The sequence below is a fragment of the Nitrosomonas marina genome (genome assembly GCF_900110145.1).
Lineage (GTDB): Bacteria > Pseudomonadota > Gammaproteobacteria > Burkholderiales > Nitrosomonadaceae > Nitrosomonas > Nitrosomonas marina.
The window spans coordinates 24976-46430 of the sequence record NZ_FOCP01000026.1 but is presented as its reverse complement, the minus strand read 5'-3'; the positions used below and the strand labels follow the sequence as shown (position 1 = coordinate 46430).

General features: G+C 46.6%; 17 protein-coding genes. 10 read left to right on the top strand and 7 right to left on the bottom strand.

The genetic code is table 11. The annotated features are described in order from the left end of the window. Positions 1-69: 69 nt before the first annotated feature. From BMX44_RS14240 to BMX44_RS17315, 3 genes are all read right to left on the bottom strand, one after another. Positions 70-510 carry a hypothetical protein gene (locus BMX44_RS14240; RefSeq protein ID WP_090634277.1) on the bottom strand — a complete coding sequence of 147 codons (441 nt, stop codon included), beginning with the start codon at positions 508-510 and terminating at the stop codon, positions 70-72. A gap of 86 nt (positions 511-596) precedes the next feature. Continuing rightward, a complete protein-coding gene (locus tag BMX44_RS14235) occupies positions 597-1253 on the bottom strand; it encodes an Lcl domain-containing protein (RefSeq protein ID WP_177167775.1) in 657 nt (218 codons plus the stop codon). Between the two features lie 165 nt (positions 1254-1418). Continuing rightward, positions 1419-1685, bottom strand: coding sequence for a hypothetical protein (locus BMX44_RS17315; RefSeq protein ID WP_245738951.1), 267 nt, complete (start codon positions 1683-1685; stop codon positions 1419-1421). Here BMX44_RS17315 and BMX44_RS14225 point away from each other — a divergent pair. Continuing rightward, positions 1602-2129, top strand: coding sequence for a recombinase family protein (locus BMX44_RS14225; protein ID WP_245738950.1), 528 nt, complete (start codon positions 1602-1604; stop codon positions 2127-2129). The two genes, BMX44_RS17315 and BMX44_RS14225, sit on opposite strands and share 84 nt — an antisense overlap. Before the next feature lie 149 nt (positions 2130-2278). After that, on the top strand, positions 2279-2518 hold the full coding sequence (locus BMX44_RS14220; RefSeq protein WP_090634271.1) for a helix-turn-helix domain-containing protein: 240 nt from the start codon (positions 2279-2281) through the stop codon (positions 2516-2518). 723 nt (positions 2519-3241) lie between these two features. Here BMX44_RS14220 and BMX44_RS14215 read toward each other — a convergent pair. After that, a complete protein-coding gene (locus BMX44_RS14215) occupies positions 3242-4693 on the bottom strand; it encodes a TM0106 family RecB-like putative nuclease (RefSeq protein WP_090634269.1) in 1452 nt (483 codons plus the stop codon). A gap of 132 nt (positions 4694-4825) precedes the next feature. On the opposite strand from BMX44_RS14215, the gene mads1 reads away from it, so the two are divergent. The 6 genes from mads1 (at position 4826) to BMX44_RS14185 (ending at position 15017) form a co-directional block, all read left to right on the top strand. Beyond that, positions 4826-5008, top strand: a complete 183-nt coding sequence (mads1, locus tag BMX44_RS14210) for a methylation-associated defense system helix-turn-helix domain-containing protein MAD1 (protein ID WP_090634268.1) — start codon at positions 4826-4828, stop codon at positions 5006-5008. A gap of 7 nt (positions 5009-5015) precedes the next feature. Further along, positions 5016-7025 carry an N-6 DNA methylase gene (locus tag BMX44_RS14205; protein ID WP_090634266.1) on the top strand — a complete coding sequence of 670 codons (2010 nt, stop codon included), beginning with the start codon at positions 5016-5018 and terminating at the stop codon, positions 7023-7025. Then, positions 7022-8254 carry a restriction endonuclease subunit S gene (locus tag BMX44_RS14200; RefSeq protein WP_090634264.1) on the top strand — a complete coding sequence of 411 codons (1233 nt, stop codon included), beginning with the start codon at positions 7022-7024 and terminating at the stop codon, positions 8252-8254. The genes BMX44_RS14205 and BMX44_RS14200 overlap by 4 nt, the downstream gene beginning before the upstream one ends. Further along, entirely contained in the window at positions 8251-11475 is a 3225-nt protein-coding gene (locus BMX44_RS14195; RefSeq protein ID WP_090634263.1) for a type I restriction endonuclease subunit R, read from the top strand. Before BMX44_RS14200 ends, BMX44_RS14195 begins: the two co-directional genes overlap by 4 nt. 201 nt (positions 11476-11676) lie before the next feature. Then, a complete protein-coding gene (locus tag BMX44_RS14190; protein WP_090634261.1) occupies positions 11677-13872 on the top strand; it encodes an argonaute/piwi family protein in 2196 nt (731 codons plus the stop codon). Next, positions 13860-15017, top strand: coding sequence for a PD-(D/E)XK nuclease domain-containing protein (locus BMX44_RS14185; protein WP_090634260.1), 1158 nt, complete (start codon positions 13860-13862; stop codon positions 15015-15017). The genes BMX44_RS14190 and BMX44_RS14185 overlap by 13 nt, the downstream gene beginning before the upstream one ends. Here BMX44_RS14185 and BMX44_RS14180 read toward each other — a convergent pair. The 3 genes from BMX44_RS14180 to BMX44_RS16915 all read right to left on the bottom strand — a co-directional run bounded on the left by BMX44_RS14180 (position 15010) and on the right by BMX44_RS16915 (position 18942). Continuing rightward, complete coding sequence (locus BMX44_RS14180; RefSeq protein ID WP_090634258.1) at positions 15010-16794, bottom strand: ATP-dependent helicase; 1785 nt, start codon at positions 16792-16794, stop codon at positions 15010-15012. The two genes, BMX44_RS14185 and BMX44_RS14180, sit on opposite strands and share 8 nt — an antisense overlap. Continuing rightward, on the bottom strand, positions 16787-18577 hold the full coding sequence (locus BMX44_RS14175; RefSeq protein WP_090634256.1) for an ATP-dependent nuclease: 1791 nt from the start codon (positions 18575-18577) through the stop codon (positions 16787-16789). Before BMX44_RS14175 ends, BMX44_RS14180 begins: the two co-directional genes overlap by 8 nt. A 191-nt stretch (positions 18578-18768) precedes the next feature. Then, entirely contained in the window at positions 18769-18942 is a 174-nt protein-coding gene (locus BMX44_RS16915) for a hypothetical protein (protein ID WP_177167774.1), read from the bottom strand. Between the two features lie 492 nt (positions 18943-19434). On the opposite strand from BMX44_RS16915, the gene BMX44_RS14170 reads away from it, so the two are divergent. Both BMX44_RS14170 and BMX44_RS14165 read left to right on the top strand, forming a co-directional pair. Continuing rightward, the gene (locus tag BMX44_RS14170) at positions 19435-19950 is read left to right on the top strand and encodes an antirestriction protein ArdA (protein ID WP_090634255.1); all 516 of its coding nucleotides are present in this window, start codon (positions 19435-19437) and stop codon (positions 19948-19950) included. Between the two features lie 323 nt (positions 19951-20273). Beyond that, positions 20274-21455 carry a Fic family protein gene (locus BMX44_RS14165; protein ID WP_218143981.1) on the top strand — a complete coding sequence of 394 codons (1182 nt, stop codon included), beginning with the start codon at positions 20274-20276 and terminating at the stop codon, positions 21453-21455.

Below are 21455 nucleotides of genomic sequence, written 5' to 3'. Positions count from 1 at the left end.
TTTTCCTCTTTTTATTGGTTGATCTGCCGAGATCTATACCAACAGGTTACACCGCTTTCTCTTCCCTTGTCATACACCAGAAATAATCATAGCTCGGCTGAAACATTGCCCGTTTGAGGTGATATTCACAACATGATCATTTTGTATGGCCGTAAATCCGTCCACCGGATTCCGGCATGCCGGTACGCCCGAGTCACGTCCGATCTGTGCCAATAAGTCGGGAACAGTGATTATAAATCTCGGTTCGTTGTTTCCAAACGGGCCGCCAAGCACAAATATCTGTTCATCCCGCGCACCGATATAGATACCGGTTGAGGGATAAAAACGATAGTGCCATGGCTCTGCGTTTAATGTCATTTGGTGGTTTGGAAAAAATTGCGCAAAGTTGTTTTCCGCCCAGTTGAAAATATTTTCAATATCGGCATTGTTTTGTGCCGATCCGGGTGATGAAACGATGAGAGAGGAAAGAACGCTGATCAGCATAAAAAGCCTCAGCAGATTTTTGTGCATCGTATGGGTCACGGGGATACCTCGTTGAAATATTGGTTATAAAAATGCGTACGGATGCTTGATAAACAGTCCTGTACGTTTCATGATCAGTTTCTGCCATACGTCATAAAACCGATCAGACCGATACCCAGTAATGCCAGTATGGACGGCTCAGACACGGTGCCGACATCGCCGTCGCGCACGGCCCATGCGAATGATGTGTTGACCTTGCTGGTTCCGGCTTGTAATCCGACTTTATAAGACATTCCCCATGCAAGACTGGTATCGGACGCGATTTCAGTGCCAGACCAATACGCCGCCTGAATATTGGAAAACAGGGCAAGGTCGGGATCGGTACTGTTTAAAATGTCAACGAACGCCGTACCCCCAAGTTCGTCATAAAACAGATGCCCCAATTCGCTGCCTGTACAATTGAATCCTTCCGCACCAAGGCTGGTTGCATTGCCGATGCAGGTGCTGTCCGGGTCGGGTGTAAAGGGCAAACGCCAGTCGTTAAATCCACCGATTGTCAGACTATCCACCCATGTAAGGGCGTTATTCCACGTCAAACGTCCGTCGCTATTGCTAAACCCATCGTCAAAAATCGTGCCCGCAGCCGCATTGGCATCGGCCAGCCATGTAATATCCCGATCGGTATCATAAACGGCCAGACCGCCCAGCCGGGACAATAAAGCCGCATCAACCGATGCAGCCGCTAAAGTCAAAATTCCGGCGCACACCGCACCGTTCACTGTGTTGTTCACGTTCGTACCTCTAATTTTGATTGATTGTAAAAATGTCTGTCTTGCTTTTTTCAAAGCCGGGATTTGAAAAAATTTCAACGGCGTGCTACAGGGCAAAAAGGATCGTTTTTGTTACCATTTTCATAAGTTGGTTTTTGAAACGCAGGCTGTTCCTAATCAACTGTTTCACAAGGGATTTAAAAACGGGATTTTGGGAAGGGCGGCATCGGACAAAAACGATCCTTTTTGTCGAATCGAACGCGGCAGAAATACGGGACAATATTTTTCGTCAAAAACGGAAATTGTCACGCGAGGGAAAGGAACGGCATGAAACGTCTGGGCTATATTCGCACGTCCACCGGCAATCAGTTGATCGACCGGCAAGTCCTTGCGTTGCAAGAAGCGTGCGATGAAATTTTTATCGAGGAAGGCACGTCCGCCGTAAAAAAACACCGCCCGGTGTACGAGAATATGATCACGCAGCTACAGCCCGGCGATGTGCTGGTCGTATCGTCCTTGGATCGGGCATTTCGCTCCGTTCTGGATGCGTTGGGTGAATTGGATAAATTGCATCAACGCCGTATCCAGTTTAAATCGCTGACGCAGGATTTTGACACGACCACGCCGGAGGGAAAATTGCTGTATGTTATCGCGGCGGCACTGGCCGAATGGGAACGCCAGACCATCAGCCGCCGCACCAAGGAAGGCTTAAAGGCCGCACAAAAACGCGGCAAACATGCGGGACGGCCTCATGCACTGTCGCTGGAGCAAATCGTCACCATTCGGGAAAAGCTGGATCATGAACCCGGAACTACCATTAGAGAACTGGCTCAGGAAATGAACGTGTGCACACGCACCGTTACACGGGCTTTGCAACGTGGCGGTTGCACTTACTGAAAATAATCGCCCCATAAGAAAGGCTGCAAGAAACAAAATTTCCGCAGCCTTTCCATGTGTGGGATAACACGACACTGAATGTCGTGTTGTTGCCTCAATATAAGCTTTAGAAATCTTATTTATCAAGTTAAATAGATCGACAAGGCTAAATGAATACAGACGTGTGTAAAGCTCTGGGGGATGCGATAGCAAAACAGCGAAATGACACGGGCATTACGCAGGAAGACTTGGCCGCCAGAGTAGACCTTAGTTCGCGATCCATTCAACGCATTGAAGCCGGAACCGAACAACCTCGCTACGAAACCCTGTTCAAAATAGCCCGCGCACTCAACACTACACCGGATCAATTCATCCGACCCATGTGGGAACGTTGGTTTGAAATGCATTAATGCCCCGAATGATTTTCAAACTCTGCTCCGATGTCGCAACGGAAAATCAATCGGCCGCTAAACCCGCCCTCATGACCTACAGCTTATCGCTTTCGGTCATGCCACCTGAAAAATCCACAGGTGGCTACGCAAATGGAACGTCCTACGCTCTATTGCTAAATTCTTATGATCGAGGCATAGTTTTGCATACCCGTCATCCATCAACGCTCACTGCAATATCTCAGCTATACGCATGTGAGCAACCGCACAATAAAAACCGCTCCCGGTGGGTTTAGGATGACTGCAAGATGTGCGTTGTACTACAAAATGTTCCATTTTTTCGTCCAACGCCATCTTGGCAAGGGAGACGCTGCCGCTCTCCCGTTGCATCCCTCTCGGTCGCGCTAAACTTCAAATATTGCACTGCAAAATTTTTAGGTAAGCGCTGATGTGGCGCATTCAAGGCGTCGAGCCATCATGCACCAGAGAACGTGTGGCCGTTCAATCACCATTTGGGAGAGCCTCCGAGCTGCCCCCAAAACCCCCATGGTCAAGTGGAGACTTCGCTCTCCCCCTGAACCCCCATCGACCAAAGAGCCTTCAATGCCCTTTGGAAACCTTGACCAACCGTCCGCCGGTTGGATGCCGTGAGCGTTTCGCCGCTCAATCACGACCACTGTTTCGCCAGTGGATGACGACCAAGGAAACATCCTTGGATGCGGTACAGCAAGGAGAGGTCGAGAATCAACTCATGAAATTAGCACGGAGCCATTCTTCAAGCCGTCGTGTAGCGGTCACATCATCGCGGTTGTAGCCGAGAATTTCGTGCTTCAGCCTTGTCCTGATCTCCGCGCCAGGCTCAGCCAAAAAGCGGTTGAATTGCACAACAGACCACTGCGAGCCGGATTCTTCATCCTGCCACTGAAAATTCACCAGATCACGATGTTTGCAAATGTCCTTCAGGCCATATCCCTGTAATGGCAATACAAGGTTGTCTAGCACGGGCTTTTGCAGGTCGAACAAAGGACTTTCATCGCCAAGCAGATACGCTACGGTGGGATGGTCTTCCATCCCGTAGCGTTTGGCGTAAGCGCGGATTGTACTGCGTTCATGGCTGGAATAATGCGCTAGAATCAGGTCTGGATATTGCTGCTTATAGCCCTCAATCTGGTCGAGAAACTGATGCCAGCCCTGTTTATCTTCTTCATCTCGATCCGTCCATACGTATTCGAAGCTTTCATGGCCGTTATTGCCAGAGAAGTCCGGCACAAGAAAGCCCCATAGGTAAACGTGCTTTTCGCCGTTTCCAGTCAACGGATTGTCCTCGATATCAAAGTGTATCCAGTGGCCTTCCGGCAAAACGACAGGATTGAGTTGGAAAATCTTGCCCGAGAGATAGGATTTTGCCTGTAGCACTGCCCTATGTTTCTTGTCATAGCCCTTAAGGTAGGGCACGTCGGGAATGCTATTCGGTTCGCTACTGGCCAGCTTGCTAATTGTGTCGATGCCTGCGCTTTCCAAGCCGTTAGCTGCACGCCCTTGTATGCTGTAAAGCAGCGACAATTCTTCCTTTTCTTCGAATGGAGGCTTGCAGTGCGTGTAATATGGGCAAGCACGACACTTGCTGTGGCTGTATCGCACCAGTGGCTCGTCTTCTGACGAAAGAATCTCGCGCATTTCAGTTACAAACTGGTTTGCGGTGACGTTCGCTTCATCACCGATGAACGCTTGGTCGCCATCGCCGAGGAATACGATGGCAGGCAAGCCACTGCCCAGCAAACGGCGGTAAATGCCCAATTGCACCTGAATTTCTTTCTTTTCCTCGCTCAGAGAGAGTTTGGCGTCAGCCGCTTGGTACTGGCCACTTTCGTGCAAAATGAGAAAGTCCGGTAATCCGATAATCCCATCGATCTCATTCAAGAGTTGCGCTTGGTAAATGACTGGCACTCGATTTGCCATGAGACGAGAAGTATCTTCTGGCGAGGTAGCAATGTGAATCTCCATTGCATTGGAGAGCCGTTGCAAAATGCTTTGTTCATGCGCCAAACCAAGTTCAATAACCAGTTGCTCAAACGCGTCTTCTAAAGGCTGTAGGTCAAATTCGCCTTTATTGTCCAGCCAAACTCGCCGCGCACAAAGTGACCATGATTTTGCATCACTTGGTTTAATCAATGGTAAATCTGGAGGATGCATCATTCAATCTTGTCCCAATTCTGTGGTTCTTTTATCAACCTACCCTATAAACGCCTGATACCAATAAAATTTTTGTGGTTGTTGATTCCCTGATTTTCCCTTATTCTCTCACGTATCGTTACGGTGGATATAGTGATGAACGACGAAATCATGACCCTCAAAGAAGTTGCGGCGTATTTGAAGTTGGCTGAAAAAACGGCCTATCGCCTTGCTGCGGAGGGGAAACTGCCGGGTTTCAAAGTTGGAGGTAGTTGGCGCTTTAAGCGCAAAGACATCGATTGCTGGATCGAAGAACAAAAGAAGAAAGAGACGGAGTAAAGGTCGGATGGCTCAACTAGAGAATATAGAAGCAATAGAAAAAAGACTATGGAGCAGTGCTGATAATCTACGTGCTAATAGTAATTACGCCAGTAACGAATATTTCTTGCCGGTCATGGGGCTTATTTTCCTTCGTCACGCCTACAGTCGGTATTTGTTTATTAAGCCCAGTATCGAAGCATCACTGCCCAGTCGCGGTGGTCAGACACGCCCTTTAACGAAAGAAGATTTCTCCAGTAAAGGCGCCATTTTCCTTAAGCCAGAAGCGCAATTTGAATATCTGGTTAATCTAAAAGACAGCGATGATCGTGCGCAGGCTGTCATTAATGCGATGGAGGCCATAGAGTCAGACTACGAAACCTTAAAAGGCGTTTTACCCAAGAGTGAATATCAAGAGCTGGATAATGATGTTCTTGGCAATCTTCTACGCACCTTTAACGACCCAGCCCTTAAAAAGGCGACGGGCGATATTTTTGGGCGTATCTACGAATACTTCCTCACCCAGTTTGCCAATCAAAGCGCTCATGACGGCGGTGAATTCTTCACGCCAGTATCCCTGGTGCAGATGATCGTAAACTTTATCGAACCTGACCACGGCTCAGTGATTGATCCTGCTTGTGGTTCGGGCGGCATGTTCGTGCAAAGCGCCCATTTCATCGAGAAAATGCACAAGAGCCCGCAGGACGTTGCAACCTTCTATGGCGCAGAGAAAAACCCAACCACCATCCGACTTGCCAAGATGAACTTGGCTGTGCATGGCCTGGAAGGCAAAATCCAGAAAGCCATTTCCTATTACGAAGACCCACATGACTTCCTGGGTAAGGCCGATTTCGTGATGGCAAACCCACCGTTTAACGTTGATGACGTGGATGCGGAGAAAATTAAAAACGACCCGCGATTGCCCTTTGGCCTGCCCGGTGTCAATAAGAAAGGTGCGGTTTCCAACGGCAACTATCTGTGGATTTCTTACTTCTACAGTTATTTGAATGATAAAGGCCGCGCAGGCTTTGTTATGTCTTCGCAAGCCTCTAGTGCCGGAGGGCAAGAAGCTGAAGTGCGCCGTAAACTGGTGGAGTCTGGGCACGTCGGCGCGATGGTCGCCATCCGTTCCAACTTTTTCTACACCCGTTCAGTGCCGTGTGAGCTTTGGTTCTTTAACAAGAACAAAGCTGAGCATATGAAAGACAAGGTGCTGATGCTGGATGCACGTAATGTCTACCGCAAAGTCACGCGCAAGATTTACGACTTCTCCCCAGAGCAGCTCGCGAACCTCACTTCTATCGTATGGCTCTATCGTGGCCAGCAGGAGAGATTCTTGGAACTGGTCGAAAGCTATCTACAGCGCACTTTGGGTGATGCGCAAGCGGCCAAAGCGCCAATGGACGAATTTGTGGCTACGCTGGATAGCTTGATTGGCAAATTATCCAAGGTGGATGATGAAACCACCAAAGCATTCGAACTGCTTGGCAGTGACATCAAAGCATTTGAAAGCACAATTGAAGCGGAAAATAAAAACTGGAACAGCGCGGCAAAAGACAATGCAGGCTTGCTAAGCGCAGCCGAAAAACTGGAGCCTATCGCAGAGACCAGTCGAGACCTGATCAAACAAATAGACCAGCTCTATAAATTTGTTGAAAAGCAGGCTAAGGAAAGCGGTGAGAAAGGTTTCAATAAGCTAACCAAAGACCTCGACGAACAGCGCAAAGTCGCCGTCGAACACTTGAAGCAGGTGCGTCATATCTTCAAGCAAGCTCACTGGCTGCAAGAACGCTTTCCTGAGGCCGAGCTGCGCGATGTGGAAGGCTTGGTGAAGCTCGTTGATATTGAAGAGATCAAAGCCAATGATTGGAGCCTTACCCCAGGGCGTTATGTCGGCGTTGCACCGGAGGAAGAAGACGAAGACTTCGACTTCGAAGAAACGTTGCGTGATATTCATATTGAGCTTAAAGGCCTCAATGAAGAGGCAGCTATCCTTGCCGCCCAAATCCAAAAGAATTTTGAGGAGCTGGGGGCATGACTGAACAAGCTTTACAGTTAGGAGATTGCGCAAAGGTCATATCTGGTTATGCGTTCAAATCAAAAGACTTTGTTGATGAAGGAATACCAGTTTTAAAGATTGCGAATATCAAACATGAGCACGTCGTGTTTGACGGAGTTCAGTATTTGCCTCCCGATTTTTTGAATATTGATGACAAATTTAAAGTCAAATTTGGAGACGTGATGATATGTTTAACTGGATCGCATATATCACAACCCAATTCTGTAGTCGGTAGAGTTGCAATGTACCGCCATGAACGATTGGCATTATTAAACCAGCGTGCGGGTAGAATAGTAGTCAATGATACTGAGCGTTTAGATAAGGATTTTCTCTATTACTTTCTGAGACAAGAGAGAGTAATGCATGATTTGGCGCTTAATGCTGGGGGAGCTGCGAACCAAGCAAACATTAGTCCCAAAGATGTTGAAAGAATCGAACTGCCAGATATTGATGTCCTTACCCAAAAATCTATATCTTCAACTTTAAAAGCCTACGACGACCTCATCGAAAACAACAAGCGGCGGATTGAGTTGTTAGAGGAATCGGCGCGGCAGCTTTACAAAGAATGGTTTGTGCGCTTCCGCTTCCCTGGCCATGAGCATGTCAAAATCATCGACAGCGTACCGGAAGGCTGGGAGCGTTGTGTTGCTTCTGAAGCACTGTTTATAAATCCTAAAACTCCTATTGAGAAAGATAAAGAGATTACTTACGTTCCAATGGCGAGCTTGTCTGAATCTCAAATGACAGTGGATGTTTCTATGTTTGAAAAAAGAACAAAGCATACAACTGTTAAGTTCGCAGCCGGTGATACTCTTTTTGCACGCATAACACCATGCCTAGAAAATGGTAAAACTGCTTTTGTGAATTTCCTGAATGAAAATGAAGTTGCTTGTGGCTCAACCGAGTTTATTGTTCTGAGAGGGAGCAAGGTGAGCAACCAATTTGCTTACTTATTAGCACGAGAAGAAAGTTTTCGTGGAAATGCTATTAAAAGTATGATTGGCTCATCGGGTAGACAAAGGGTTCAGCCTTCGTGCTTTGATAAATATGTAGTTCCGGTTCCACCTGCCTCAATTCAAGAACAATTTGACGAAGTTGTTGTTGGAGTATTTGAGCAGATAAATATACTCCTTAAACAAACTCAGCAATTGGCTACTGCCCGCGACCTTCTCCTACCCAAACTCATGAGCGGGGAGATTGCCGTTTGAATCCACCCCTCAATGAAGACACGCTGGTTCAGGCCACCACGGCGGATTATCTGCAAGAACAGCTCGACTGGGAAAGTATCTACGCCTACAACAATGAGACCTTCGGGGCAGAAGGGACACTCGGGCGGCAATCTGACAAGGACGTTGTTCTGACCCGTTATCTTGGCGAAGCGTTGGTCAAGCTCAATCCCGGCCTGCCCGAGGCGGCCTATCAGGATGCCTTGCGCCAGATCACCGAAGCGCCTGTCACCGAAAACACACTGCAAATCAACTTTGAGCAGTACGAGCTGATCAAAAATGGCGTACTGGTGCAGTTCCGCAATGCTAGGGGTGAGCTGGAGAAAAAACGCCTCAAGGTCTTTGATTTCGACAATCCAGAAAACAACCATTTTCTGTGTGTGCGTGAGCTTTGGGTGCGCGGTGATATCTACCGCCGCCGTGCCGACATCGTTGGTTTTGTGAATGGCCTTCCCCTCATGTTTATCGAGTGCAAGACCATTCACAAAGACATCCGTCATGCTTATGAGAAAAACCTCTCCGATTACAAAGACACGATCCCGCATTTATTCCACCACAATGCCTTTGTAATTTTGGGTAATGGTGCGAATGCCAAAATTGGCTCGATCTCCAGCAAGTTTGAGCATTTCAATGACTGGAAGCGTTTGGCTGAAGGTGATCCTGGCGTGGTAGATATGGAAACTTTGCTCAAGGGTATCTGCAACAAGCGCGACTTCCTAGACCTGTTTGAAAACTATACACTCTTCGATGAGAGCAAGGGAAAACTGGTCAAGATCGTTGCCCGTAACCACCAGTTCTTAGGCGTCAACCGCGCCGTTGATGCCGTGCAAAATCGTGAAGCACGCCAGGGCAAACTCGGCGTGTTTTGGCACACCCAAGGATCGGGTAAATCCTATTCCATCGTTTTCTTTGCCCGTAAGATTCACCGCAAACTCGGCGGAAATTTTACTTTCCTGATCTGTACTGACCGTGAGGATTTGGATAAGCAAATCTATAACACTTTTGCCGGTTGTGGCTTGGTGGATAACGATCAAGACCCATGCCGTGCCGGATCAGGCGATCATCTGCAAGAATTGCTTAATCAGCATAAAGCCTATGTGTTTACGCTGGTGCAGAAATTCAATAAGGATGTTGATCCTAACGATCCTTACTCAGACCGTAACGACATCATCGTCATTACTGATGAGGCGCACCGTACCCAATATGGCCGCTTGTCATTGAACCTGCGTAATGCCTTGCCCAATGCCAGCTATATCGGATTTACCGGCACACCGCTGTTTAAAGATGATGAGATTACGCGCCGCGTATTTGGGGAGTATATTTCCACTTATGATTTCCAGCGTGCGGTCGAGGATAAGGCAACCGTGCCTCTTTATTATGACGCCAGAGGCGAAAAGCTGGGTGTTGCCACCAATGACTTGAACGAGAAAATCGCTGCAAAGCTGGAAGAGATCGAAATTGAAGATCAGGATGTGGCCGAGCGCCTAGAGCGTGAGCTAAAACGCGATTATCACCTGATTACCGCCCAAAGCCGCCTAGAGCAAATCGCTGAGGATTTTGTTGAACATTACAGCGTTGGCGGTGAAAACGGCAAGGCGATGCTGGTGTGTATTGATAAAATTACGTGCGTTCGGATGCAGGAAATCATTCTGGATAAATGGAAAGATAAAATCACCGAGCTTGAAAAGAAACTCACTAAGTTGGCCGACGAACAAGCCATTATGGATATGGAGCGCAAACTGAACTGGATGCGCGAAACCATCATGGCTGTGGTAGTCAGTGAAGAACAAGGCGAAGTCGATAAATTCCGTAAATGGAATTTGGATATTACGCCCCACCGTAAGCTGATTAAAGAAGGTTTTGAAACGCCAGACGGCAAGCGCATCGACATGGAAAGTGCGTTTAAGAAAGAAGAGCATCCATTCCGGGTCGCTATCGTTTGTGCCATGTGGCTCACTGGCTTTGACGTGCCTACCATGTCCACTTTGTATTTAGACAAGCCGCTCAAGGCTCATACGCTCATGCAAGCTATTGCAAGAGCAAACCGCGTGGCAGAAGGCAAAAACAACGGCTTGATCGCTGATTACTGCGGCATATTGAAGAACCTACGAAAAGCTCTTGCTACGTTTGCCGGACATACTGGCGTAGATGGTGGTGATAATCAGCCACCGCCAGAACTTGATCCAGTAAAGCCGGAAGCAGATTTGCTGGCCGATCTAGAAGAAGCTATTGAAGCCGTGCGTACATTCCTTGGCGCTAAAGACTTCAAGCTGGAAGATGTGCTGGAAAAATCAGGCTTTGAACGCAATAAATCCATCATAGATGCCAAGGAAGTAGTTAATCAGAATGACGAAACCCGCAAACGCTTTGAAATAATTTGCCGCGAAGTTTTCAAGAAGTTCAAAGCCTGCTTAACCATCAAAGCAATCAACAATTACCGCGCCGCCTATGATGCTATCAATATTATCTACAAGAGCTTGCAAGAGGATGTGGAAAAGGCGGACATTTCCGACATTATGCGCGAACTTCATGCAGTTATCGAAGAAAGCATTGAGCCTAATAGCGTAGATAATGAGCCAAACAAACTTTACGATATCAGCAAGATAGATTTTGAGCGCTTGAGAAAAGAATTTGAACGTTCCCCGGCTAAAAATACCACCGTTCAAAGCCTCAAAGAGATTATCGAAAAAAAGCTTCTCAAGATGCTCATGCAAAATCCGACGAGGACGGATTTTCAAAAGCACTACGAAGAGATCGTTAGTGAATATAACAACGAAAAAGACCGGGTGACCATTGAGGCAACATTTGAAGCTTTGCTCAAACTGGTTGATGAACTGAGCGAGGAAGAACAGAGAGCTGTCAAAGAAGGTTTGTCAGAAGAGTCATTGGCATTGTTTGATCTTTTACTGAAACCTGATTTATCGAAAAAAGAAATAGACCAAATAAAGAAAGTTGCCGAAGGGTTGTATAAAGTTGTCAGTAAAGAATTGACGCGGATACAAGATTTTTCAGCCAAGCAAAGCACTCGTGATGAAATAAAAGTGAAGATCAAAGATTTCTTGTGGGATGACAAAACTGGATTGCCGGAGAATTTTGCACCATCAGAGATATCGGAAAAAGCGGAAGCAATATTTTCGTACTTAATTGCATCAGCAAACCACAAAAACTTTCAGCCAATGATGGAAAGGGTACGGCATGAGTGACAAACTATTCGCTTTTCCTATTAATCCTAGTTCAACTCTCGATTTTAGCTATCAATGTAAAAATAGATGCTGCAATAAACGTCATTTACTATTGTGCAGGGTAAAACTGGGAAATGCGTCCGAGAATATCAGGATAGTGGTGAAAGTGGCTCGGAAGTTCCTTCGACACGCCAGAACGTTTGACAGAAGGGAGAGTCCGTTTTGCCAATCACATTAAATGCGTTTCCTCTGGAAGCTTCCAACCAAGAGCAAGAGATACAAGCCTGCGCCATTCCCTACGACAAGGACCGATATGATGCGTTGAAGGCTGACGAGAGCGAACCATATACCATTAGGAGAGTTGGCGATGATATCCTAATCTTCTCCCCTAATGGTGAATATCCCGTAAGGGGTAAAATAAAGACTTTCGACCTCGCTAAAAATTACGAACTGTTTTGTTTCCTTGCAAAGGATGGCGTGAAGAGGCATCTGTCTTCGATGGGCCGCCAGGTTTCTGGATTCTTCCCGATTGAACTACTGAGCAGCAAGAAGGAAGATAATCTTCTTGTTCCAATCATCGGCGCAGATTATCCATTCCAGGTCGTCGTTAAGTACAAACTTGATACACAAATAATTAAGGGTGTTCCTTGCCTTGTCATTGATTGTTCGACGTGCCGGGAAGTGAATGAAACCTGCCGGTACTTCCTTTCGAAGGGGTTTAATCTTATTGATCGTTATGTCGTAGTCGAGCAGATTGATGGCTACAAGAAACTTCTTGGGTACGTAAGCGCAGTTAACGGCGATCAACTAAGTGTCTTTGGTCTGGATGGGAGCGAGCACAAAATAGCCAGTAGCGAAGCGTATCTCGAAGCAAGCATTAAAAACTTTGATGATTACATTCAACACACGCACGGTTCTCAGAAAGAAGATGTTGTTGAACGCATTCGCATAGCTATCTCCACATTTAACGGTGGAGAGAACAAGAATAACAGAATTAATCTGCTGAAGAGGTACTTCCAGTCGAACGGAATCGAGCTTGTAGATGGGACGCTTATCGGAATTAAAGATGCCAACAACATCCAAGGGATGTGCGGAAATCTCGAACGGCCTATATTCGTCTTCAACGACAATGGTGAGGCAAATTGGGCGGAGAAAGGCTTTACACAGTATGGTCCTTATACGAAACGTACTTTCGACAGGAACGATCCATCCGTTTGTGTGATTTGCTCAAAGCATGACAAGGGTATAGTTGAGCAATTCATAAGAAGATTCCTCAAGGGTATGCCCAATAGCAAGTATTTTCGATCTGGTCTTGAAGGAAAGTTTAGTATTGGGACAAGTCGGGTGGAAGTGTTCACGACAGACTCAGATGATGTCGATGGATACAAGGCGGCCATTGATCGATCGCTCAAGCAAAAAGTTGAGGAGGGCGAACGTTGGGATTTGGCGCTCGTCCAGGTAAGGCAGTCATTCAAAAAACTCAATGTTATAGATAATCCCTATTATTGGGGAAAGAGTCTATTTTTTCTGCATCAGGTTCCAGTGCAAGATTTTACGATTGAATTGTTGGATCAGAGTGAATACTCGCTTGGATACTCGTTGAACAATATGGCTCTAGCCTGTTACGCGAAAATGGGCGGCGTACCGTGGCTCCTAAAATCGTCACCAACTATTTCCCATGAACTCGTTGTCGGTATTGGAAGCGCAAATATCGGCAACGGACGCGGTAACAATCAGAGGATTATGGGGATTACTACGGTTTTCTCGGGTGATGGTAGCTATATCGTTTCCAGTACATCAAAAGCGGTTGCGCCGGATGCTTACTGTGATGCGCTTTCAACCATCCTCGATGAGACAATAGCAAAAATAAGAAAACGTATGAATTGGCAGAAGGGTGATACGATTCGGTTAGTGTTTCACGCGTCCGTTAAAAAATTCAACAAAGATGAAATCCAAGCGGTTCGGTCTGTCATTGATAAATACCGCGATTATCATGTGGAGTACGCCTTTCTCAAGATATCTGAAAATCACGGCTTGCACATGTTCGATGCGGCAACTGCAAGTAAAGATAAAGGGCGATTCGCTCCGCCTCGAGGGAAATTTTTGAATTTGTCGAAATACGAAACCTTGGTCTATCTCATTGGCCAAAGCCAGCTCAAGCAGGTCTCCGACGGTCATCCAAGAGGACTACTCCTTAACATTCATAGAGATTCGACTTTCAAGGACATCAAGTACCTGACTACGCAGTTGTACAACTTTTCTTCGCATTCCTGGCGTAGCTATTTTCCTAACCCGATGCCTGTGACGATCAGTTACTCTGATCTCATTGCTCGTAATCTGGGTTGGCTCAACCAATTGCCGGGTTGGAGTGACTCAATCATGATCGGAAAAATTGGGCAGTCGCAATGGTTTCTATAGATAAAGAAAATGCTTACGAGCTTCGTGAGTATATCGGGGGTAAGGTACTTGATGGCGCTAAGTCTGATCCTTTTAAGTCTTGCTTTGTTCAATTCTTGGGTCTGTCCGATGGCCCCGTCCACTCTTTCGATTTCGCCTCGCTGTCCCTTTACCAGAAGTGCGCCGTTTCCGGTTTGCAAATCGTTGATGATACTGTTTCCGAATCTGACTTAACCCGACTGCTTGGTCAGGCGTCTCGTATTGACTCCACACCGATGCCCTGGGTATCCGATTTTGTAGGCGTAATGTCGGTCAAATGGCTTATCGAGAACCACTTTAATGACGAGATGGGAGAACAATTTCAGTTATGGGTACATGGATTTGTATCCCAACAGATTAAGAGCGGCAGGCTGAGTGACTTAGAGGGGGACATTGCTCGGTATGTTCGGGATTCATCATCTGCCGTTTTCAAAACCGCGACGTTTCCGCTGTTTTTGCATTACTGCGACATACTCACTTTATCCGAGCAACATACGCGTCAGGATTTGATTTCCAGATTTATGGCAGAGTTCCGGTTGAATGCTGCAAACAATACCTCTCCTATACTATTAGCGTTAATGGTCTATTGTTTCGATTATGCGAGCAATGACTTAGCTATAGTACCACCAAATGGCTGGCTGCTAAGGGATCTCGTTACGTTTCTTGAGCGCATCCCGGTTGGGCTAAAGCGATGGACATGGGAAGAAGAAAAAGGACGTACTCGAAATTCTATACCGGTGAAATGGCTGGTCGAGAACGAGTATCATGTTCAAAATTTGTTGTACCTTCTGCTTGCACCAATCTTTGATGATATTGCCGATGAAGTCAATTTGCAGCAGGTTGGACAGAAAAATCCCCGTGCCGATCTTTATCTGCCTGGTCTGCATACGATCATAGAAGTCAAGTATCGTAAAGACAGCAAGAAGAGTTTTTCGAAACTGATCGGTGAAGTCGCGGAAGACGCTTCCCTCTATCACGCCGACACAAAATACAAGGATGCACGTCTTGTCAGCTTTCTATGGGATCACACGCGTTCAACACAAGAACACGCCAAGTTCAAGGAAGGCGTTCTGAGCATTCAAGGTGTTGACGCGTGCCTTGTGGTCAGTTCACCCTCATTCATGTAACACCAATTCTTTCAGCTACTTCCACCACGAACTGCGATGGCTTATGCTTAGAATGTATGATATGAAGCTCTTGTTCAGCGCGTGTGAAGCCGACATAAAAAAGTCGCCGAGATTCTCTCAACGCAGCTGCTCCAACGTTATTCCATGGTATAACCCCCTGGTCCATCCCGAATAGGAAAACAACGCGGAACTCACGGCCTTTGGAGCTGTGCAAAGTGCTCAAAGTAATTTGATCAGTACCTTGGCCATGGCCGGAAAACTGTCCCAAGGTCATGTCTTCGATGGGGCCACCGGATGTGAGTTTTTCGATAAAGGTATTGAGAATATCGACTTCGTCAACAAGTTGAATGCTTGCGTTTAAAAGGTCATTTAAGAATTCTACCTTCATGTGCTGCATCCAATCATGCAGCTTTTCGTCAGCATTTCTGTGACTCCAAAGAAACTGAACCAACGATCCTTGAAAAAGCGTTTTCTGATCGTCCGACACAAGCAAGTCTGCAAATACGCGCATTGCATCTGCGACTATCTTCGACAAGCGTGGTTCTCCATTTCGCCAACCTCCGCACGACCAGATCGCGCAGAATTCCAGCCACCGCATAACTCTGCTATATCGGGGGTACAATGCATTGCCATCTGTGCGTACATACTCTATGCCAGATGCTTCTGCGGCATCAGCGATATCGTTCCCAATATTCGCACTTTGATACAAAACTGCGATTTGTCCAAGGGTCAGATCGGGAATCCGGTTCATGACATCAGGCAGAATTTCTGTGAATAAACGGTTTGCCTGAACCCTGTAGTCTTGTGTCAACGGATGAAAGTAGATCGTACCTTCTGCTGCACCGTCCGGAGCCTGATAACCACGATCCTCTCCAAGAGCATACTCGGAAGCTGCCACAATTTGTGATCCACAACGATAATTGAATGGCAATCTAAGCGTTTGCACATCCTGCCGCGCCGATAGTCGCCGCAACAATTCCGGATTTGCACCAGTAAAGCCGTAAATCGATTGGTCGGCGTCGCCGACAGCAAACAATCGGATTCCTGTCCTAAAACATAGTCCAAGTACCATATGGTGTAAAGCATGTCCGAGGTCTTGATATTCATCCACTGCAAGTACCGGGTATTTCGCCAATACTGCTTTACGAACCCACTTGTGGTTGATCAATGCCCGTAATGCCAAAAGTGGCATATCGTCGAAGTCGATCAAGCCATTTCTTCGCAGTTCAGCCTCGTATGCCTCAACAAGGTTGGCCAACATCGGGTCCTGTGTTTGCCATTCATCGCTTGCTCTATTAAGTATTGACCTTCGGTAGCGGTCCATCGGCAACCGCCATCTGTGTGGGTTATCAGGGCCATTGATTGTGCGAACATATGCCAGCTCCATCGCCGCTCTCTGTTGGCGTACGCTCGCAACTTTGAAATTGTCTGGTAGGTTCAGGCCTGCAGGCTTCTCATAGGGAATAACAATTTGGGTCAATGAAAACGAGTGCACCGTACCAATAAATACGCGCGATCCTGGCTGAATTCCAAGATCAGCCAGTCGCGTTTCAAGTTCTCGGGCGCACTCATTGTTATATGTGATACAAGCAACACCTCTGGGTTCATGTACGTCCTCGGCAAGCATACGGGCCAGTTTTACCGTCAGCGTCTTGGTTTTTCCGCTGCCAGGGCCAGCCAGAACGACACAATGGCCAGTTGATTCATAAGCACCAAGTTGTCCCGGATTATCGCGAAAATCCTCGGCGGCTTTGAGATATAGAGCCGACTTAGACACGATCTGCCACGAATTCTATCGCCGCGCCGATATAGTCTGGCTGTTCTATGTCCTCCAACCGTGCCGCCAACCGTTGCGCAAACCGGCCTTTGCCGATTTCCTCAATAAATGACAAATACCGCTTTACCTCGAGTTCATCAGGTTTTTCGACCCACGCATTAATTCTAGCGGTTCTGATTGACCCGAACCCATGCTCATGAAGGGTTTGCGCTATGTAGTCTTCGTATCCGTCTTTGAATAAATCAACTTCCAATGTGTGATTATTCAAAAATATTCCATATTTCTTCGATAGACCACGTAGGGCTTTTTCGCCAATATCCGAAAGATTTTCTTCCAGTTCCTTTGAGACCGCGCAGTTACGGATTTCTTCTATTGTTCTAATGAGACTTTGTGCGCGATTCACACCTAATGGTGCACCATTTTCTTTTGGGTCCCAGTCGGTTACGATTGAAAAAGGTATTCCGAGTCCGGCTAAGAACTTTGCGTAGGGTTTAAAGTTCGTTCCCGAAACGGAGCAAACGCTGATCCCAAGATTGTCAAGATTATGGCCCATTGTCTGTGCAAACACGGGGATAAGAAAGCGTTCTGCATCGCCCTCTACCAGAATGACGCCACGTGAAAAGAGAATTTCCGCCCGGTTGACGTCAAGATAGCGTTGCAAGTCATCTACGTCATTGTCCTCCAGCGGAATAGAGGACGTTGACTTACCCGTTGTGCCGATTTCCTTCTTGTTTCTCAGTAGCACAAGCGAGCGAATGGGTGTGACACTGGCAATATGAGGTGAGTGCGTGGTCAGGAATACGGATAGAGGTCTATCGTCATCTTCCTCAACACTCTCGAATAAATGCCTGTAAACAGAGCGCTGTAAGTGGGGATGAAGATGCGCCTCGGGTTCTTCTATCGCCAGAAAGGTGTGATCCCTATTATTGTCCTCTATAAGCTGTCGTAGCTCCAATGCTTTGAGCGTAAGGAAAACAAGATTGGCAGAACCGAGGCTTGCATCGCTTATGCTTCGAAGTCCGTCGTCAATAAGCAGTTGTATGTTTCGATGAAGGCGAGATGTATCTGTAGGGCTGAGACCGAGTTTGGGATTAACATTCTGACTTTCTCCGCTCATTTCAAGGAATAGGTTTGCAATATTCTCTTCGAGGGTCTGCACATCCTTGAATTCTGTAATCTGGTTTGCCGCTGCTTCGATAGCGAGGCCGATTGCGGTTAGGTCATCTGCACCGATGGACATTACGGCCTTTTCAACAAGCGGGCGCAAGGGTGATTTGCTCCAAGACCGCAAATCCCCTTCCGCGTCTCGCAAGGCAGGAAGTACATCAAGCGTTATTCTCCGGCGCACATCATGACCGAAATGCCGTGATTCATCCTCACCGCCATAACAAACAAATTCATAGTCCGCGTCCGTCGCTGGTTCTTGTTCAAGATCAGGCCTAGGGCGAAACTCGAAGGTAAGCCTTGCAGTGTTCGGATCATCGTTCAAACGAAAATCTGTAAGGACCGCCAGAACGTCAAGGTCATTATCAAATTGTGTGATCTCTATGCTAACGCTAATTTTATCATCCACACTCGGCGGCTCTAGGCCGTCCCAGAAATCACCAATGCTCAGTTGTCGGGCGGCATCCGGAAGGCTTGCATCAAGAATTAGACGTAGAGCGTAGAGAAGATTACTCTTTCCTACCCGATTTTCTCCGACGACCACAACATTTCCAGACAAACGAACATCTAGTAACGAAAAGTTCCTAAAATTTTCAATTCGAATGCGCGACAGATGCATATTATTTAGTCTCTAACAAGTGGCCAACTTTATTTTAGTCCATTAAGCGAAGAACGCGTACATAATGTTCACGAAAATTTAACATGCATTATTTATGTTCCTAAGCATTTTTTTTCCAAATATTTCAAGCATCTCAATTGGCTCGTCAATTCGATGAAGACTGATTATAGTCGTTAACCATGTTCTCAAGTTTATGGTGCCCTTGAAGCCAATTCAGATTGAATATTCTCCATTGAAGCCAGAGCATTTCTGCGTTCATGGCTATCGGGCTTGCTTCTGACAAGTTCGTTAAAAACTTCTCTCAATAATGCATAAAGCTCGGTTTCGCTTTTTGTTGCCAGTTCAAATCTTGTAATCAGTTTCATTTTAACCTCCTGATATTGGAGGCCGCGCCCATCGCGACCTTTGATAAGGCCGGTGGAGCGCAGATGTTGAAAAACTGCACCTATGGTCGGAATATATGGAGAAGCGCGACAATGGCGCTTGCAGCTCTCGTTTATCGTCTGTGCAATTTTTTGGATTTATAAAAAGTTGAGATCAGTGCGCCTTTCTTAATAGAAGGCGGTTAAATCTGATTGCTTTAGTGCGTGGCAGTAAAAACCTGCCAGTGTTGCAATTATTGAAGAAAAAATTTGCCGCACCAGAAGGTGCGCCCGTTTCAAAGCAAATGAAAGGGGTTCTTATTCCCCTCAAAGTAAAGAAAAATGACGGTTTCCGCCTGATCCACTGCGTGGGGCAGACCCTCCGCAATTTTTCTGGACTTTTTCACGCCCGCCTTAGTCGCCCTAGTCGGCAGAGGTTCATGAGCGAGCAAACGCTTCGCTTAGAACCTCAACACCGAATTAAGGAGAAAGACTATGAATGCAGATATCAGAATCTATGTTGCAGATTTGGCGGCTTACAATAACGGCAAACTTCACGGCGTTTGGATCAACGCTACTGACGATCTGGACGATATCCAGGAGCAAGTCAATAAAATGCTGGCCGAAAGCCCCGAAGGTTTCGCGGAAGAATACGCCATTCATGATTATGAAGGCTTTGACGGCTATGCTTTAAGCGAATATGAAGGGCTTCAATCCGCGCATGAAATCGCCTGTTTCATTGAGGAATACCCAGACTTTGGCGGGGAATTGCTGAACAATTTCGGCGGCGATCTTGAGGAAGCCAGAACAGCGGCAGAAGAAAATTATTGCGGCTGTTATAAATCACTGGCCGATTTTGCGGAAGAATTGACCGAAGAGACCTCACAAATTCCTGAAAACCTGGCTTACTATATCGACTATGAGCGTATGGGTCGGGATATGGAATTAAGCGGTGATATTTACACCATAGAAACCGGTTACGAAGAAGTTCATATCTTCTGGAATCACTAAAAAAACCATAGCGCTGTCGGCTTGAAGCTGGCAGCGCTTTTTTTGCTTGAGGTGCCAAAAATTCGCGCCGCCGAAACCCGTCGGCTTTCGGCGGCGATCTACATTTGTACTATGCTCGTTAGTCCGGAGAATAAACACTGCACGAATACACACATCCACCATCCGAATTTCATAAGACCAGCAATACACTGATAAATTAGTGGCAAAAATAGTGGCAAATTAATTGTTGTTTAAAGTAAGGTGTATTAAGATAACAATCTGTTATATTTTGATAAACAAACGCCAAAATAGTGGCAATATTAGTGGCGTGAAAAGGTGGCTTAATGACAGAGAATATCACGCTAATGGAGCCGCTCTTACCTCCTGAAGGTACGGGCGAACTGAACGATCTTGCGATTGATTTAGTCTCTAAAGCTAGCAGTTTTGCGGGAATGCTTAACCCTGTCGTGAGTAAATCCATAGGAAATCTCGTTCGATCTATGAATTGTTACTATTCAAATTTGATCGAAGGACATGATACACACCCGCGCGATATTGATCGCGCTATGGCTGAGGATTATTCCAGCGAGCCAAAAAAACGGGCACTGCAAAAGGAAGCCGTTGCGCATATCGCCGTTCAAAAATTGATTGATGAGGACAAAACACCAGCGTTTTATCCTCTATCATCCGAATATGGACGATGGATTCACGAGGAATTTTGCACACGCCTGCCGGAAGAATTGCTTTGGGTTGAAAATCCCGACACGGGCGAAAAAATAAAGATTATTCCCGGCAAGTATCGGAATGGTATGGTCGCAGTCGGGCGACATATCCCACCACGGCCTGAAAATCTAGCGAGATTCTTAGAACGTTTTGATGAAGCTTATGACGCAAATAAACTCTCCAGGCTTCAGCGCATCATTTCAATTGCCGCTTCCCATCATCGTTACGTATGGATACATCCTTTTTTTGACGGAAATGGACGTGTCGTTCGTTTGATGTCCTATGCTGCCCTTAAAAAAATAGATGTTGGCAGCGAATTGTGGTCGGTTGCCAGAGGACTCGCTCGTCGAAAAGATGAATATAAAACGTTACTGCAAGCGGCAGACGAGCCGCGTCGCGGCGATCTGGATGGGCGCGGTAGTTTATCGCAAAAAGCACTGGTGGATTTCAGCGAATTTTTCCTGAATATCTGTATTGATCAAGTGGAATATATGCGTAGCCTTCTCGATTTTAAAACATTATCCGAACGCATGAGGATTCATGTTGAGGAAATGATTGCTCTGAAAGAACTGCCAAAAGGAAGCTACGCGCTTCTACGGGAAGCCCTGTTAGTTGGCGAGTTTGAACGTGGTAAGGTCGAAGAAATTACAGGTCTAAATGACCGAACGGCCAGAGCTGTTTTGTATGCACTATCAAAAAAAGGACTGCTGGTTTCCGACACGCCGAGGGGACCGGTGCGGTTAGGCTTTCCTGTAGATGTCGTGGAAAGGTGGTTTCCGCTTCTCTATCCGGCGACAAAATAG